The sequence below is a fragment of the Hahella sp. HNIBRBA332 genome (genome assembly GCF_030719035.1).
Classification (GTDB): domain Bacteria; phylum Pseudomonadota; class Gammaproteobacteria; order Pseudomonadales; family Oleiphilaceae; genus Hahella.
Genome location: NZ_CP132203.1, coordinates 4,752,468 through 4,769,886, shown reverse-complemented (window position 1 = coordinate 4,769,886; position 17,419 = coordinate 4,752,468). Strand labels below are relative to the sequence as shown.

The following is a 17,419-nucleotide window of genomic DNA, read 5'->3' as shown; positions in this document are numbered from 1 at the left end:
TGCTTTCAGAAGGTAAGAGTATGCGCATCAATTTGAGGTCTATTTGCTTCTTATGTACAGCGTTAGCTGCTTTTATTGCATTTACAGCAAACGCCAAGGAACCAGACTGGTCGGCATACTCAGAGCTACTGCGGCAATATGTTAAACCTGATCACAAAGAATATATGGATGCCAACTTTGTCGACTATGGGGCGTTAAAAGGAAATGAGAAATTTGCCAAATTAGTCGAGCAGATCGCTACCTTCCCTTTGTCTGATCTTGAGACTCCTGAAGAGCGTATGGCCTTTTACCTAAATGGCTATAATATTCTCGCTATCAAAATGGTCGTCGATAACTGGCCAATTACTAAGCTTAAATCGTTGGGTTCCTTCTTTAAGCCCGTTTGGACGTTTGATGCAGGGGTCTTGTGTGGAGAGAAGGTGACTCTGCGTTATTTGGAGCATGGAATTCTTCGTAAGATGGGTGATCCAAGGATTCACATGGCGCTTAACTGTGCATCTATGAGTTGCCCAGACTTACGTATTGAGCCTTATACTGCGAGTAATCTCAATCAGCAGTTGGAAGAGCAATCAAAAAAATATTTAACGCAGGAAAATAAAGGGATTGTAATAGAGAATGATGTTATCCACTTGTCTAGTATATTTGGCTGGTTTGAGGATGATTTCGCAGTGGTAGGTGGGGTTGAGGCGTTTGTCCGTAAGTATCGACGAGACTTACCTATGAATATTAAGTTCTCTACGGACTTGCCTTACAACTGGAATGTTAATGCTACTTTGAATCGTTCAGAGTTGAGGCAGGCATTGGCAAAGAGCGATTGGTAATTTATTAACATAAGGGCGTCACACATTGAAGCGTTAGCTATGGTTCTGATCGTGCTATTCTGAGGAAAAGAAATTCTGATCAGGGGAGCACAGACTAATGGCTGCGCCAAGCGAGCTAAAGTTATATCCGTCAGCAATTCATCCAGCGATTCAGAAGTATTGGGATGAGTTTGCTGGCCTGCCTGCCGAGACTTTAGGCGCATTTTCTCCTTTCTTTCCCGATATTCTCCGCGCTTTTGCAGTGAGTGATTTCCTCGCCTTAATCGTTCTTAGGGAGCCCGGCCTGGCTCTCAATTTCTTGCAGTCTTCCAAGTATCAAAAAGATTATCAACCTGCCGATTTCCGAAGGTTATTGGTCGAAGAGTTGTCGGAAGCTCAGAAGGAGGATGACTTGCTTCGAATACTGAGGCAGTTTCGCCGACGGATGATGTTTCGAATTATATGGCGAGACTTGGTGTGCTTGGCGGACTATCAAGTCACAGCCCGTGAGGTCTCATGGCTTGCAGAAGCCTGTATTGATGAGGCTTTGGGTTGGATCTATCGTGATATGAGTCAGCAGTTGGGGGAGCCGCACTCTGTCGCTGGCGATAAGCAGCATTTGGTTGTTCTCGCTATGGGGAAACTTGGGGCGAGCGAGCTCAATGTATCATCGGATATTGATTTAATATTCACGTTTCCTGAAAGAGGTGAGACTCAGGGTGGGACTCGCTCTTTGGATAATCAGGCGTTTTTCACTCGATTGGGGCAGAGGTTAATACAGGCGTTAGATAAAACAACGGCCGATGGTTTTGTGTTTAGGGTGGATATGAGGCTGAGGCCATACGGGCAGAGTGGGGCTCTGGCTCTTAGCTTTGCGGCTATGGAAGCTTATTACCAGGAGCAAGGTCGGGATTGGGAACGGTATGCGATGATCAAGGCCAGGGCGGTCGCTGGCGATATTGAGGCGGGTGAAGAGCTACTAACTTCGCTTAAGCCTTTCGTTTACCGTAAATATATCGACTTTGGCGCAGTTCAGGCGCTGAGAGCGATGAAGGAGATGATAGAAAGAGAGGTTCAGCGTAAAGGTCAGGATGGAAATATTAAAGTAGGGCGAGGGGGTATTAGAGAGATTGAATTTATCGTCCAGGTGTTCCAACTGATGCGCGGTGGCCGAGATGTCAGGCTGCAGCAACGGAACCTGCTGCTGACTCTGGAATGCCTCGAAGACGAAGGGCTTCTACCTGTCGCCGCAGCGACTGAGTTACGGGAGGCGTATATATTTCTGCGCAATTTAGAGCATGCTATTCAAGGTCTTGAAGACAAGCAGACTCAGGAGATACCAAAGGATGAGGAGGGGAGGGAGCGGATTGCTGTGGCAATGGGCTTCTCGGAGTGGAGTGAATGTCGAATTCAATTAGATAAATTCAGGGATTGTGTATCGGAGCATTTTGCCGACATTATTGCTGAGCGCAGGGAAGCTCCTTTAGAGCGTCCAGATACGGTCGAGTGGCGGGCTCTTTGGGCGGGCAGATTAACTCAGGATGAGGCGCTGGAGTTGTTATCGCAGTCTGGATGTGAACAGGCAGTGGAAATCTATGAGTCTGTGAAGCAGCTTCGCCAGAGCTCACGAGTGCAGCATATTCAGTTGCAGGGAAAAGAGCGTTTAGATGAGTTCATGCCCAACCTGCTTCAGTCTTTGGCGTACAGCAGGGCTTCGCATGAAACGTGCAGAAGACTATTGGCTCTGGTTGAAGCTGTTCTGCGGAGAAGTGCTTATTTAGCATTACTGAATGAGAACCCAAGCGCGCTGACCGAACTTATTCGGTTGTTCGCGGAAAGCGCCTGGATCGCGACGCAAATTGTAACTACGCCCTTGCTGCTTGATGAGTTATTGCATTCAGGTAGCCTTTACACTCCGCCTGATACTTCTGCATTGCGTGATGAACTCCGTCAGCAAATGTTGCGCATTCCCAATGATGATCTGGAAGAGCAAATGGAGGCGTTGAGGTACTTTAAAAAGGCTCACGTATTACGTGTGGCCGCCTCTGATTTGCGTGAGACTCTGCCCCTGATGAAAGTGAGTGATTACCTGACTTTTATCGCTGAAACCATTATTGAGCAGGTGGTGGATGAAGCTTGGGAAACGATGGTGAAGAAATACGGCGAGCCAGGCTACGAAGATGCTCCGCCAAACGATATGCGATTTGCAGTTGTCGGATATGGAAAGCTTGGTGGGATTGAAATGAGTTACGGTTCGGACTTGGATCTAGTATTTCTGCATGGCGCTTCAGGAGATTTAAGTACGAATGGTGAAACCAGTATCGCCAATCCAGTCTTTTTCACCCGCCTTGGGCAGAGAATTATCCATCTGCTGACGACGAAAACGGCTTCTGGAGATATATATGAAGTGGATATGCGTCTGCGACCTTCTGGGAACTCGGGATTACTGGTCAGCTCTGTTAGCGCATTTCAGCAATACCAGGAAAAAAGCGCGTGGACTTGGGAGCACCAGGCTCTAGTCCGATCGAGAGCGGTGGCGGGGTGTCCCGGTATTCGCGCAGAGTTTGAAAAAGTAAGGAAAGACATTCTTACGCAACCTCGTGACCCAGCAAAATTGCGCGCAGAAGTGATGGAGATGAGAGAGAAAATGCGCGCCTCTCTCGGAACCAAGTCGGATTCCTCAGGAAGCCTGCCTTATTTCGATCTCAAGCATGATGGGGGCGGTATCGTTGATATCGAATTTATGGTTCAATATGCAGCTTTGCGCTGGGCGAATGAATACCCTCAGATTGTTGTCTGGAGCGACAACATCAGGATATTGGAAGCATTGGGTGAGGCCGGTATTTTCACTCCTGAAGATGCGGATAAACTGTGCGACATCTATCGCTTGCTTCGCTCTCGCGGGCACCGGCTAGCGCTTCAGAATCTTCCTGCGCGAATACAAGCTGACGAGCTGTTGGAAGAGCGTCGTTGGGTTGTGGCGTTTTGGGAAAAAGTATTTGCGGAGTGACCTGGTTGCTCCTCTGATTAACTAATACTCTTCCGACGTTAAAGTCGGGTTACAGTTTAAGAATGTGTGGCTTTGGGCCCCGAAGGAGTTGACTGCTATGTCCATGGCTGATCGTGACGGTTTGATCTGGTTCGACGGCAAAATGACGCCTTGGCGTGACGCCAATGTGCATGTGTTAACACATACGCTGCATTACGGCATGGGCGTGTTTGAAGGCGTCCGCGCATACCAGACTCCTGAGGGGGCGGCGATTTTTCGTTTGCAGGAGCATACCGACAGGTTGTTTGACTCTGCTCATATCATGAACATGAAGCTGCCCTTTTCCAAGGATGAGCTTAATGAAGCTCAACGTCAGGCGGTGCGTGACAACAATCTGAGCTCAGCTTATATGCGCCCCATGGCGTTCTATGGCTCTGAAGGTATGGGGCTGCGCGCTAATAATCTGAGCGTGCATGTGATCGTCGCCGCTTGGGAGTGGGGAGCGTATTTGGGTGAAGAGTCGTTGCAGAAAGGCATCAAGGTGCGCACCAGCTCTTATACTCGTCATCATGTGAACATTTCTATGACCCGCGCTAAAGCGAACGGTCATTACATCAACTCTATGCTGGCTTTGAACGAAGCGTTGGCGTGTGGGTGCGATGAGGCATTACTACTTGACCCGGAAGGTTATGTGGCGGAAGGTTCCGGAGAAAACATCTTTGTTGTCCGTGATGGCGTTATATACACACCGGAGTTGACCTCCTGCCTCAACGGCATCACTCGTAACACGATTTTTCATCTGGCGGAGCATTTGGGCTATAAGTTGGTGGAGAAGCGTATCACCCGTGATGAAGTCTATATTGCTGACGAGGCGTTTTTCACTGGTACTGCGGCGGAAGTTACGCCGATAAGAGAGCTGGATGGACGTCCAATTGGCTCCGGTCTGCGTGGGCCGATTACTGAAAGATTGCAGTCGCTGTACTTCGACGTAGTCAAAGGACGTAACGAAGAGTTCAAGCACTGGCTGACGCCCGTCGCCTAAGTTTTAGTTTATTTCCTGGTAAGAGGCGCCAGCCCTTGAATATTCTGATTATCGGGCCCTCTTGGGTTGGCGATATGGTGATGGCGCAAAGCCTTTTTAAAGTGCTTGTGCGCCTTTACCCGGACGCTCAAATAGACGTCCTTGCTCCAGGCTGGAGTCGCCCAATTCTTGAGGCTATGCCGGAAGTGAGGGACGCCATCGATATGCCGGTGGGGCATGGCAAGCTGATGTTGAAGGCGCGGCGGGAACTGGCTGCGTCTTTAAAGGCTAAGGACTACGCTTGGTCCATTGTTCTTCCTAACTCATTGAAGTCCGCCTTAATTCCCTGGTTTGCGAGCATACCAAGGCGTACTGGTTGGCGGGGAGAAATGCGTTATGGCTTGTTGAATGACATTCGTAAGCTTGATAAAGCGCAGTTCCCGCTGATGATCGAGCGCTTTGTGGCGCTTGCCTATGATAATGGACAAGCTGACTTAAGCCGTATACCCAACCCAGAGTTGAAACCTGATGCGAAGCTTACGGCGGACGTGTGCGCTAAGTACGCCGTAGACGCGGATGGGACGCCAATTTTGGGGTTATGTCCCGGCGCTGAATTTGGCGCCGCCAAGCAGTGGCCTGCGGAGCATTATGCGGCCGTTGCGCGCCATTATCTGCGAGACGGATGGCGCGTCTGGTTGTTTGGCTCCACCAATGACAAACCTGTTTGCGAAGAAATAGCGACGGCCTCAGGCTCTGTCGGTGTTGTGAACTTTGCTGGCTTGACGAGTCTGCAGGAAGCCGTCGCGTTGTTGTCATTAACCTCTCGCGTCGTTAGTAACGATTCAGGCCTAATGCATGTTGCTGCAGCCTTAGGGCGTCCTCTGGTCGCCGTTTACGGCTCTACCTCTCCAGACTTTACGCCGCCACTTACTGAGCACAAGCAAATCGTTCGCTTGGGTCTGGACTGCAGTCCCTGTTTTGAACGTACTTGCCCTTTGGGACATTATAACTGCCTCAAACAGTTACCAGCGCAACAGGTCATCTCTGCGTTGGATAAGTTGCCTTGTGGTTCCGACAGTCAGGAAGTTGCGCCCCTTGCCTAAAGTTCTACTGGTGAAAATGTCTTCCTTAGGAGATGTCGTACATACGCTGCCCGCAGTCACTGAGGCTGCGGTGAACGTACCGGGCTTACAATTGGACTGGGTGGTTGAGGAAGCTTTCGCAGAAATCCCTACCTGGCATCCGTCTGTCAACAAGGTCATTCCTGCCGCGTTGCGGCGTTGGCGTAAAAATCCCTATGGGGCGTTGAGAACTGGTGAATGGGCGAGTTTTGGTGAAAAGCTTAAGTCAGATTATGACGTTGTTATAGATGCCCAAGGTTTGTTGAAAAGCGCCTTGATAGCCAAAAAAGTTGGTGCGGAAATCGTCGGATACGACCGCACGTCCGTGAGAGAGCCTCTTTCCAGTGTTTTCTATCACCGACGCTATTCAGTCGCCAAGCAAATGCATGCAGTGGAGAGGACGCGCGAATTATTCGCGCAGGGGCTCGGTTATGCGAAAAGAGGTGAGCCAGAGTATGGGCTCAAGATAAACGCTGCTGAATCTGAAGATACGGGGCCGACGATTATGTTTCTTCACGGTACGACATGGCGCACCAAGCACTGGCCTGAAACTTTTTGGATTGATCTGGCTCGACGGTGCCGGGAGGCCGGCTTTAATGTGTGGGCGGCATGGGGGAATGAAGAAGAAAAAGCGCGGGCGGAACGCTTGGAGGCTTCCACAGGCGTACGGGTATTGCCTCGAATGCCGTTAAAAGGGATCGCGGAGCACATCGCCAAGGCTCAAGTCATAGTCACCGTGGATACAGGGTTGGGCCATTTGGCGGCTGCGCTTGCTAAACCAACAATCGCTTTGTATGGACCAACTAATCCCTCTCTCACTGGAATATACGGCGCGCAACAAACCTCTCTTGGCTCAAGCTACCATTGTGCGCCTTGTATGCAAAAGCACTGCCGCTATGAGGTTTTGGGCGACAAATTTGACCATCCTCCATGCTGGAATGAGCTCTCTCCCGAAGTGATTTGGGAAAGGGTTATGAAGCTTGTTGATAGAGAGCGAATAACGTGAAGCCTTATCCAAAGTTATTGAGTGTGACTATTATTACGCTTAATGAATCTGCACGAATAAAAGCCTGTATTGAAAGTGTCGCTTTCGCTGACGAAGTGGTGGTCATTGACTCAGGAAGTGTTGACGATACTCGAGAAATCGCAAAGTCGCTTGGCGCCAGGGTGATAGAAAAATCATGGCAGGGCTATGGCAAGCAAAAACAGTTTGCTGTTGAGCAAGCTGTGAATGATTGGGTGTTGTGTCTGGATGCGGATGAGCGTGTGACGCCTGAGCTGGCGAAAGAAATTCGCGCAGTAATGCAAAATCCAGCTTATTCGGGCTACGCGATGCCGAGATGCAATAGATTCATGGGGCGCTGGCTCAGACATGGAGAAGGCTATCCTGATTTGAGTTTGCGTTTGTTTGACCGCTCTAAAGGGCGTTGGAGTGATGACCCCATCCATGAAAAAGTAGTTTTGGAGTCGGAAGCTGGACGTTTAAACGGGGACTTGCTGCATTTCTCGGAGGATGGAGTCTCTACCTACTTGGAAAAGCAAAACCGTTATACGACGTTGCAGGCTCATGAGCTGAAGCGAAGAGGGAAAAAATTCTCTCTTGTTCAACTAATACTTAGCCCATTATTTCGTTTCATGAAGTTTTATTTTCTTAAACGAGGCTTCTTGGATGGCGCGCCAGGGCTAATTCACATAGTAGTAGGTTGTATGAATAGTTTCTTTAAGTACGCCAAGTTGCGAGAGTTGGGCGGAAATGAAGACCGCTAGGTCAGGTGTGCAAGGAGAGCTCAAAATATGTATTTATACGGACACTTTTTTCCCCCGTCAGGGGGGCGCGCAAGTGGTGCTGCATCATCTGGCGACCGAGCTCACTAGACGGGGCATTAAGGTTGTGGTCCTGGCCCCACATTTCAGAGGTGACGAAATCTGTGATGATGATTACGAATACAGAGTTGTAAGGTTTAAAGCGCCAGGGTCGAAAAAAATCGGAAATAGGATGGTTCTTTTAGATCTGCTCAGGTTGTATCTATCCTTTAAGTTTGACCTTCTTCACTGTCATGCAGCATACCCTCAGACCTTTGTCGCCAGGAGCTTTAAGCGTCTTGTCAGTGTCCCTGTAGTTTGTCGCCCTCATGGGAATGATATTGTGCCTGATGGTGGGATAAGGAAAAGCCGCTATGTAGAGAAGCGCTTGAGACTGGGAATGAAATCGGTTGATATCTTCGTCGCACAAGGCGCTTACATGAAGTCTGTGTTGATGGAGTTGATGGCGCCGGAAAACAAAATTGTGGTTATCAATAATGGTGTCGACAACAATATTCTTACTGCCTCGCAAAATATGGCGGGTAGTTGCGGACACTATGCGCTTGCAATGGGGCGTCTGAGTTCAGTTAAAGGGTTTGATAACCTGATTAGAGCAATGGCTAAAACGTCTGACCCTAAAATCACATTGAAAATAGCGGGGCACGGACCGGATACCGAGCTACTTGGTACGCTGATCAGGAAGTTGGGATTAAATGAGCGGGTAGAGCTGCTTGGGCATGTTGACGGGGAAGAAAAGGTAAGGTTGCTGAAAGGTGCGCGCCTTTTCATAAATTCTTCACGTAAAGAAGCGTATTCAAATGCAATTGTTGAAGCAATTGCTATGCATATACCTGTTATAGCTTCGGATGTTGGCGGTAATCGAGAGATAATTGAGCATAGCGTCACAGGATTAACTTACCCTGTAGAAGACACGGACCAATTAGCAGAAGCAATTTCGGTCTTATGGCATGACGGAGATTTAAGAAAAAGTCTTGCTGAGAAGGCTTATTCTAGTGTCCGCCCATCAAGCTGGCGTAATATCGCTACCCAATATGAAGAAATCTACCGGTCGTTGGCATGTTAGATTGAGAACTTTAGTAGTGTCCTGTGGGGAAAGCTTCGTATAGAGGCGGAAGTGAACTTTATCCTCAGGGCGCTAGAGCTATTGTGCCTATTGAAAACATATAAGATTACTATGTCCAATCTCTGTATCTGCTTTTACACTGACGTATTTTTGCCATCTATTGGAGGGGCGCAGACAGTGCTCCATCATTTGGCCACAGAATGTAGTAAGCTCGGTATTCGAGTTGTTGTTTTGGCGCCGGCGCCGAAAAGAAGAAAGTACGACGACAGTCAGTATGCTTATGATGTGGTGCGATTCAAAGCCCCGAGATCAAAAAAGTTCGGAAACCGGTTGAGACTCATAGACCTTTACAAGGTATATCGAAAGTACCGGTTTAATGTGCTGCATTGCCATGCCGCCTATCCGCAGACCTTTGTCGCACGTGAGCTGCGTCGATGGATGAACTTTCCAGTTATTTGTCGTCCTCATGGCAGTGATATTGTGCCGGAAGGCGGTATTCGCAAGAGCGATTATGCGACGGGCCGGATGCGAAAGGGGCTAGATATTGTTGACCGCTTTATTGCCCAGTGCCGCTATATGGCGGATGTAATGGAAGACTTTGGCATTTCTTCCGAGCGTATAAACATTATTAATAACGGAGTCAGTCTGGAAGACTTCTCAAGCGTTGAGCCTTTTAAGGCGGAAAAACCATACGCTATCAGCGTCGCCAACCTAATTCCCAGAAAGGGCTTCGATATCATGCTGAAAGCCTTTGCAAAACTGGAGCGGAAGGATATCGAGTTCAGGATCGTGGGGCGTGGCGACAACACCGAAAAGTATGAAAAGTTAGCAGAAGAACTGGGGATAGCTGATAGGGTTATCTTCCACGGGCCTAAAATTGGTGGTGAAAAAATTGCGTTGCTGAAAGGCGCAACGGTATTTCTTTCGGCATCCCGCAAAGAGCCGTATTCGAACTCGTTGTTAGAGGCAATGGCTGCGGGATTGCCGGTCATCGCCAGCGCTGTGGATGGATGCTTGGAAATGGTGACGCCAGGTGTAAATGGCTGGTTATTTCCCAGTGAAGATATAGATGCTATGGCTCATCTGATAGAACAAGCTTTTGCTGATCGGCCGCTGATGCAAAAGACCTCTGCATCTACAATCGAGTATATTGCGAAGCATGACTGGCCAATAGTCGCTCAACAATATATTGACCTTTATCGTGAGGCGCTTGGCTCACGAACAAATTCCCACAAGTGACTTACGCCTGCTCAATTATGACACAGCCTTGTTGCGAGCGGCTTACAAGCAAGACCGATTTGATATGGCGGAATGTTGAGTTTGCATTGCTGTTGGCGGTTATCGTTGGTACGCCATTGCTTGAGGGGGTGCGCAATACCGGTTTAGTTGGCTTCATGGCGATTTGGCTTGTCAATCGCTTTCGTGCTAAAGACTTCAAACTGGCGTGGGATAGATGGGACCTGGCAGTAATATTATTTGCCTTTAGCATGTTTGCCACCCAGCTGGTGGTTGCGCTGCAGGATGATCTGGCGACAAAAGTTTCTCACGTCCTTCGTTACTTGATTTTGTTTTTCATGCTGAGGTATTCGCAGTTTTCAACGCGACAGTATTGGTTGATATTGACGGCTCTGACCCTATCTATCTTTGCAGGTATGGCGTGGAGCTGGCCTGACTATCTGAGTACTCACAGTTTTATCGTTCTGCGTTTGCCAAATATTCAGCATGTCAACCACGCGTCATTGTATGTATTGATCGTATTTCAGTTTCTTCTATCCAGTTTCTTATACATTTTATTTCGTAGGCGTTGGTTGCTATTTGCCGTGCTGGCGGTGTCTTTAGCCGTAGTTGGTGCTTGGTTGATGGCGGCCAGTAGTCGTGCTGCGATTGGCGTTGCAGCCTTATCCGTGGGAGTCGCATTGATTCCAGTTGTTATGCGGAGCAGAAAAATCGCGGTAATCGTCCTTGCTGTCTTAATGAGCTGCTCTGCTGTACTGATAACGCTTTTTCCTGGCGTTGTCGCCAAACAGAATCAGTGGTCCGCTGTATTTGAGGGCAAACTGACTCCCAGGGAGAGAATATGGAATACCGCATTAGAGGCATATCCTGAAGCGCCATTGTTGGGACGAGGTTACAACGAGTATAAGCAGTTAACAGAAGATTATATAAAAGAGGTCGCTAAGAGTCGGGGAGAAACATACAATCCTGACCGTTTTTGGTTTGTGGAGCATGCTCATAATGTCTATCTGACTTGGCTGGTTGAGCACGGTGGGGTGGGTTTATTTTGTCTTTTGTTTTTTTTCCTGGTTTGGCTGATTACGTTATTTCAGGATTTCCCCAGGCTTAGGGAAGATCCAATATTTGCTTGCTGGTGGGCCATTGCAATGAATACTCTGCTGACGTTAACTGTGGCGGGGTTAGTAACCACGACAATGCGAAGAGATACCGCGTTTATAGCTCTGATGGCGCTGGGTTTGTATTTAAGCTACTCCAGATGGGGAGCAAGGCGGAATGATAGTTGAGAACAGAGAGGCGGTCTGGAGTGAATAGAATATCGGTTGTCATTCCTACCTATAATCGGCCGCAGTATATCAATACAACCGTAGATATGGTGCTGCGACAAACTCATCCTCCCTATGAGATTATTGTCGTCGACAACGGCACCGAACCGTGTCAGCTAGAACAGGATTTTCCTGATACGGTACGGCTATATCGTATTATGAGTCGTGCAGGAGCGGCTCAAGCCAGAAATTTCGGCGCGTGCATGGCTGGAGGGGAGTTTATTGCTTTTCTTGACGATGATGATATTTGGGAAGCGCAGTATCTAGAGAAAATTCAGAAAGTTATTGATGAAGATAAGCCTGATCTGGTTGTTGCGAAATTGGATAAACTTTTGAATGGAGAGGTGCTGCCATTCAAGAATCCCGTTAATACGCCGAGAATATCTGGTTTTATATATCAAAATCCTGGTTATACAGGTTCCTCTGTGACTATAAGGAAAAGCGCCTTTATTGAGCGGGGCGGTTATGACCCACGTTTTCGAAATGGGCAGGACAAGGAGATCGCTATTAACTTTCTGATGAATGGAAAGAAAATTGTTCACGCGCCGGAGGCGCAAGCCATCATCCGCCTGCATGCAGATGAGCGACTGACATATAGCAATAACTTTATAACGACCGCTCGATTATTGAGAGAAAAATACCCAGAGATGTATAACTCATATATCTACTTGAAGTCTTTAAGACAAGCGCTTACGAAGCCTAAGCAAACACCGTTGAAGGATAAATGCGCCGCTGCTCTTCTTAAAGTCTGTCTTGGGTTGATGAAGCCTTTCTACAAAAGAAAGTAGTTTGGTAGGGGTTTTAGAGTCTATAACGAGAGAGGCTAGGCGTTGGAAAAGCAAACTGGACGCAGCTTAGATAGAGTTGAACGCAAGCAATGGCGTTTTGAGCTGTATTTAAAAATGAGGTCTTTGGTGTCCAATCAATGTGGAGTGGATGTTGGCTCAGGTTCGCCCATTGTCAGTTTAACCAGTTATCCGCCAAGATTTGCTCAATTACATATCTGTTTGGAGTCTATCTTAAATCAAAGCGTCCAGCCGTCCAGATTGCTACTTTGGATTGCGAAGCAGGACATGAGCAAGTTGCCAAAAAAGATTTCCAAGCTTCAGGATCGAGGCTTGGAAATTAAGGAATGCGAGGATATTAAGTCCTATAAAAAACTGATATTCGCGCTGGAAGAATACCCGCAGTCGTCCATCGTAACGGCCGATGATGACATATTGTATCCACATGACTGGCTGGCGACCTTATATGAAGCTCATAAGTCCAATCCCGCTCAGATTATATGCCATCGCGCCCGCTATATTACTTTCAATGCAGTGGGGGAACTCAACCAATACCGGTATTGGCCTAATATTCAAGGACGTGAATCAGGGAAGAGCGTCATTCCTGTAGGTACTGGAGGAGTGCTTTATCCTCCTTGCAGCTTTGCTCCCCCGGTTTTCGACTCGGCGTGCTTCATGGAAATTTGCGCCCATGGCGACGACCTTTGGTTTAAGGCTATGTCAGCGCTGGCGTCAACTAATTGCCTGAAATTGGACCACTTTAAGCGTAATTTCTTTGAAACGAAGGGGGCGCACTTGAGCGCTTTACAAAACGCGAATCTAAATGGTCGGAACGACAAGCAGATTGCCGCTGTTTTCTCTAGGTTCGATGTTATCGCCAAATTGAAATGAAATGACAGTTTCCATTGATTGATTGGAGTAGAACTTGAAACTCAATATCCTTCACACCGAGTCTTCCTGTGGATGGGGCGGCCAGGAGTTAAGAATCTTAGGGGAGAGCGAAGGGTTCATTGCGGAAGGGCATAAAGTAACCATCGTTTGTCCAGAGCATGCCCCGATATATGCGGCGGCTCAAAAGCGAGGCATTCCCGTTTTTCCAGTGCCCATTGAGCGCAAGAATTTTAAGGGCTTATTGGCGGCCTATCGCTGGCTGAAAAGCAACCCTCCCATGATTGTTAACACGCATAGCTCCACCGATAGCTGGCTTTTCACTCTGGCGAGTCGCTGGTTAAGCAAACGTCCTGCTGTAGTTCGTTCGCGGCATGTTTCCGCCCCTGTCCATGATAATTGGCCCACCACTTGGCTATACGCGAAAGGCGCTGATTACATTGTCACAACCGGAGACACGTTGAGAGACTATTTAACTTGCCAGCCGAGATTCGCCAAGCAAAAGGTGGTTTCGATTCCGACTGGGTTGGAGATCGATAAATATCCGCTTGCGGAAGATAAGGATCAGGCCAAAACTATACTTGGACTGCCTGTGGATCGTCCTGTGATCGGAAAAGTTGCGATCATGCGAGACTGGAAAGGACATAGCTATCTTGTTGATGCATTTGCCGAACTATTAAAGTCGGGAAGTTCTGCGCACCTACTGTTGGTCGGTGGCGGTGAAGAGTTTGATAATGTACAGAAGCAAATTGCGGCTTTAGGTATCGGCGAGCACGTCACTTTGACTGGTACGGTGGATAATGTGTTGGATTATCTACATGCTATGGATTTATTCGTGCTGGCTTCCTATGACAACGAAGGGGTGCCTCAAAGTATTATGCAGGCGATGTTAACTGGGCTGCCAATCGTCGCCACGGACGTAGGAAGTGTTCGGGAAATCGTCGTGGAGAACGAAACCGGCCTGATGATTCCGCCCAGAAACGAGAAGGCGATGACTGCCGCCATGACGCAAATGATCTCAGATAGAGAGCATTTACGCACGATGGGGCGCAACGCCCGTAAATTTGGAGAAGAACGCTTTTCCCGTGAATTGATGGTGGAGCGTATGGAGAAAGTATTCTCCGAAGCCTATGCTTCCTTATCAGATAGATAACTTTTAACGGTCTGAAATACTGTATCGGCTTCAATGCTGGAGAGGCACTCACTGAGTTTGCCTCCACCGCAGCCATCCAGCTCGCATGAGCGACAACTAAAGCCGCTGTGGGCGATTACTTTTGACTTATCTCCCCACGGCGCCCATTTCTTCTCGTCAGAGGGACCAAAAAGCGCAACAACTGGCTTATCCAATGCGGCCGCCATGTGCATTGGGGCCGTATCGACGCCGATGAACCCGCTGCTTTGGGCGATTAGAGCGGTCAGCTGGTCTAATGACAGCTCCCCCGCCAGAGTAACAGGCGGCTTTTCAAGACCTGCATTTATTTGCTGGATCATCTCTAGCTCCCGTGCGTCCGGCGCTGCTGTCATAATTAGCGGAACGTTCGCTTTTTGGAGCATCTTGATTAGCTCTATGTTTTTCTCAACCGGCCAGCTCTTGAACATCCAACGGGAAGTTGGGTGAATAATCCAGTATTTATCCAACTTGAATTGCTTCAGCAGCCCTTCCACAGATTCTTTCGCTTGGTTACTTGTCTGCAATACAAGCTGTTTATGCTGAGATTCGGGGTAAAGGCCAACTCGTCTGAGTGAATCCAGATTGATTTCCACAGTATGTCGTGGTGTCTCGGGGAGAGGATATAAATGAGTGAAGCTTTTTTTCCACCAGAATGACTTGGCGCGCTTAGGATACTTGGCCGCCACAGAGTAGGGCGTTTTTAACGCTCTCGCCAACTTTGCGCCTCGCCAGTGGTCTGTAAGATGGACTAACAAGTCGTACTGTCGTCCTTGCAGTTGTTTTCGTAGTGTCCTTTCCGCCTGCAGGTGCCGAAGCAGCGGAAGTTTACGCCACTTTTTATCAATGCAAAATATTTGGCTTAACTCGGGATTGTGCTCAACCAGCGCTTTGGTGTCAGCATAAATGAGCAGATCTATTTCAATGTGCGGATGCTGTTGTTTAATCGTGTGAATGACTGGGGTCGTCAATAGTACGTCACCGTGATGACGTAGTTTGGTGACCAGAATTCGTTTGATCTGGGAAAAATTAATCGCGTCGGGCAAGTAGCTCATTTTTTGCCTTTCATAGAGAGGGCGCTATTGTAGGCGTTCAACATCCCGCTCATCATACCTTCCATTGTCAGCTTGTCGAGGGCGTACTGGGCGGCGTTGGCGCGTAGTCGATCAGCTAAGTCTTTATTCTCCACCAACCTGAGGACTTGCTCTGCAATGCCTTTGGGATTAGCGGCTGGGGCGATCAGCCCGGTTTGTTCATGTTCAACCATTTCTGGAAGCCCGCCAATATTGGACGCAACCACATTGGCTCCACACAAATAAGCCTGAGAGACCAAACGTGTTCTGGCCTCTGTTTCCACCGAAGACACGACGACGATATCGCTGATGGCCAGGTAGTTCTCGACGTCTGCGTGATAGCCAAGAAACTTGAACCTATCTTTAAATGGAGAGCGTTGAATCTCCATCATCACTTCTTCTTTGTAGCCACGGGTGGAATCAGTTGCTTCTCCAACTTGGATAAATGTGACGTTTGGTATGCGCTGAGCGACTTCAGTACAGGCTTTTACGAAATACAGCTGGCCTTTATCCCGCCTAATCATTCCTACGTTGGCGATGACCAAGTGCTCTTCAGGAATTCCCAGCTCTTGCTTCAGCGCTTTTTGTGTCATGCGCAGATCAGACTTGAAGCGGTCTGCATCTACTCCGGCTTCGGCAACATATACGCGCTCCGGTGTAGATAGCCCAAGGCGGATTACTTGCTGTTTTATGTGTTCCGCAGTGGTAATGATAAAGTCATTGCCCACACGCCAGACTAGTCGGTGCAGGAAGTCGTTTTTTATAGGGTCAATGACGTGACGCGAGCGTACAACTACTTGTCCTGTAAATAACTTGGCTAGAGCGGAGTAACTGGCGTCTCTGCTGCTATGGCAGTCTAGGATATCGTATTTTTTGTGTTTTATTAGTTTGCAGAGATTGCGTACAGTGCCAGGATTGGCTGAGCCGCGCAGATCCAGAGCATGAGCGGGAATGTTGCGCTTTTGGGCTTCCTGGTAGATTTTAGAGTCCTCCCGCGCTATTAGTTCCGCCTCATGTTTATGTGACCGTAACCACTCTATTTGTTCGATAATACGGAGTTCCTGGCCGCCCCAGTTGATGCTGCTTTCTATATGCGCAATTTTCATATGTGGATATGTCGCTCATTTTCCGGAATATTTGCGGTGACTTTTCCCTTGAGGCTCGGTCTTAAACCGCCGATGCATCCATAAATATTGGGCAGGATAGCGGCGGATAGCGTTTTCTATCGCCAAGTTGGTTGCCTTAGCGTCTGCGACATCGTCGCCGGTGGGGTAATTGGATAACGCCGGTTCAAAGTAAATATCGTAGCCACCATCTTTATTACGAAAGTGGCTGAAGGGGACGACTAGTGAGCCGGTTTTTTGTGCGATGCGAGAGGTCGTTGTAATGGTGGCGGCTGGAACCTTGAAGAAGGGCGCGAACACGCTACCGCGGCGACCGTAATCCTGATCTGTGGCGTACCAGATGGTTTTGCCGTTTTTCAGCAGGCGGATAAGGCCGCGCAAGTCGTCCTTGCTCAATACAGGATGGCAAAATTTACTACGGGCGCGGGTCATCACCAGGTTGAACAGGGGATTGTCATGGTCCCGTTGCATGCTGGCTGCGCTGGAATAAATATCAAATAACGCGCCGCCAAGATCCAGTGTGGTGAAGTGACCGCCTAATAGAATAACGCCTTTGCCCTTGGCCTGCGCTGCTTGCAGGTTTTCCAGACCGTGCGCTTTGGTAATCGAGCGAAAGCGCTCTTTTCCTGTAAACCAGGCGGATGCGGCTTCAAAATAGCCGATGGCGTTGTTGTCAAAGGCCGACTTTACCAAATCTTGCCTCTGATCAGAGGTAAGCTCTGGAAAACACAGATTGATATTAACTTCAGCGATATGGCGTCGCTTGGGTAGTAAATAGTAGGCTGCGCGGCCCATCAGAATTCCCAGTCCACGTTGAAAGGCCAAAGGTGTATGGGCGATCAGCCATAGTAAGGCGATCCCAAGCCAAGTTGGCCAATAACGGGGGTGAATAAAGTCTGAGTAGGTCAGATCGCGTTTTTCTTCGGACACGTAACGGCGTTCCTAAAACAAAAGAAGCGCATTTTAGCCCGATCCCGCCCGGCTCTCCAGTTTGTCCGGCCAGTT

At 48.5% G+C, this 17,419-nt stretch carries 15 protein-coding genes; 12 read left to right on the top strand and 3 right to left on the bottom strand.

Annotated elements, in window-relative coordinates; genetic code table 11:
• Positions 1–20 precede the first annotated feature (20 nt).
• The 12 genes from O5O45_RS21080 (at position 21) to O5O45_RS21025 (ending at position 14,202) form a co-directional block, all read left to right on the top strand.
• A complete protein-coding gene (locus tag O5O45_RS21080; protein WP_305901311.1) occupies positions 21–821 on the top strand; it encodes a DUF547 domain-containing protein in 801 nt (266 codons plus the stop codon).
• Between the two features lie 97 nt (positions 822–918).
• Positions 919–3,810 carry a bifunctional [glutamate--ammonia ligase]-adenylyl-L-tyrosine phosphorylase/[glutamate--ammonia-ligase] adenylyltransferase gene (gene glnE, locus O5O45_RS21075; RefSeq protein ID WP_305901310.1) on the top strand — a complete coding sequence of 964 codons (2,892 nt, stop codon included), beginning with the start codon at positions 919–921 and terminating at the stop codon, positions 3,808–3,810.
• A 97-nt stretch (positions 3,811–3,907) separates the two neighbouring features.
• Positions 3,908–4,831: a branched-chain amino acid transaminase gene (locus O5O45_RS21070; protein WP_305901309.1), complete on the top strand. Its 924-nt coding sequence runs from the start codon at positions 3,908–3,910 to the stop codon at positions 4,829–4,831.
• Positions 4,832–4,866: 35 nt separating this feature from the next.
• Positions 4,867–5,913, top strand: a complete 1,047-nt coding sequence (gene waaF, locus O5O45_RS21065) for a lipopolysaccharide heptosyltransferase II (RefSeq protein ID WP_305901308.1) — start codon at positions 4,867–4,869, stop codon at positions 5,911–5,913.
• Positions 5,906–6,937 carry a lipopolysaccharide heptosyltransferase I gene (gene waaC / locus O5O45_RS21060; RefSeq protein WP_305901307.1) on the top strand — a complete coding sequence of 344 codons (1,032 nt, stop codon included), beginning with the start codon at positions 5,906–5,908 and terminating at the stop codon, positions 6,935–6,937. The genes waaF and waaC overlap by 8 nt, the downstream gene beginning before the upstream one ends.
• Positions 6,934–7,698, top strand: coding sequence for a glycosyltransferase family 2 protein (locus O5O45_RS21055; RefSeq protein WP_305901306.1), 765 nt, complete (start codon positions 6,934–6,936; stop codon positions 7,696–7,698). Before waaC ends, O5O45_RS21055 begins: the two co-directional genes overlap by 4 nt.
• Positions 7,685–8,818 (top strand): glycosyltransferase family 4 protein, encoded by a 1,134-nt coding sequence (locus tag O5O45_RS21050; RefSeq protein ID WP_305901305.1) that lies wholly within the window; start codon positions 7,685–7,687, stop codon positions 8,816–8,818. The genes O5O45_RS21055 and O5O45_RS21050 overlap by 14 nt, the downstream gene beginning before the upstream one ends.
• A 111-nt stretch (positions 8,819–8,929) precedes the next feature.
• Positions 8,930–10,057 (top strand): glycosyltransferase family 4 protein, encoded by a 1,128-nt coding sequence (locus tag O5O45_RS21045; RefSeq protein ID WP_305901304.1) that lies wholly within the window; start codon positions 8,930–8,932, stop codon positions 10,055–10,057.
• An 86-nt stretch (positions 10,058–10,143) separates the two neighbouring features.
• The gene (locus O5O45_RS21040) at positions 10,144–11,337 is read left to right on the top strand and encodes an O-antigen ligase family protein (RefSeq protein ID WP_305901303.1); all 1,194 of its coding nucleotides are present in this window, start codon (positions 10,144–10,146) and stop codon (positions 11,335–11,337) included.
• 20 nt (positions 11,338–11,357) lie between these two features.
• On the top strand, positions 11,358–12,164 hold the full coding sequence (locus tag O5O45_RS21035) for a glycosyltransferase family 2 protein (protein ID WP_305901302.1): 807 nt from the start codon (positions 11,358–11,360) through the stop codon (positions 12,162–12,164).
• 42 nt (positions 12,165–12,206) lie between these two features.
• Positions 12,207–13,052: a glycosyltransferase family A protein gene (locus O5O45_RS21030; protein WP_305901301.1), complete on the top strand. Its 846-nt coding sequence runs from the start codon at positions 12,207–12,209 to the stop codon at positions 13,050–13,052.
• Positions 13,053–13,086: 34 nt separating this feature from the next.
• A complete protein-coding gene (locus O5O45_RS21025; protein WP_305901300.1) occupies positions 13,087–14,202 on the top strand; it encodes a glycosyltransferase in 1,116 nt (371 codons plus the stop codon).
• On the opposite strand, the gene rfaQ is transcribed toward O5O45_RS21025, so the two are convergent.
• Genes rfaQ through lpxL form a run of 3 tightly spaced genes read right to left on the bottom strand, consistent with a single transcriptional unit; the run spans position 14,178 to position 17,344 of the window.
• Positions 14,178–15,272 carry a putative lipopolysaccharide heptosyltransferase III gene (rfaQ, locus tag O5O45_RS21020; protein WP_305901299.1) on the bottom strand — a complete coding sequence of 365 codons (1,095 nt, stop codon included), beginning with the start codon at positions 15,270–15,272 and terminating at the stop codon, positions 14,178–14,180. The genes O5O45_RS21025 and rfaQ overlap by 25 nt on opposite strands.
• Positions 15,269–16,396 (bottom strand): glycosyltransferase family 4 protein, encoded by a 1,128-nt coding sequence (locus O5O45_RS21015; RefSeq protein WP_305901298.1) that lies wholly within the window; start codon positions 16,394–16,396, stop codon positions 15,269–15,271. Before O5O45_RS21015 ends, rfaQ begins: the two co-directional genes overlap by 4 nt.
• Before the next feature lie 15 nt (positions 16,397–16,411).
• Positions 16,412–17,344 (bottom strand): LpxL/LpxP family Kdo(2)-lipid IV(A) lauroyl/palmitoleoyl acyltransferase, encoded by a 933-nt coding sequence (gene lpxL, locus O5O45_RS21010; protein WP_305901297.1) that lies wholly within the window; start codon positions 17,342–17,344, stop codon positions 16,412–16,414.
• Positions 17,345–17,419 lie beyond the last annotated feature (75 nt).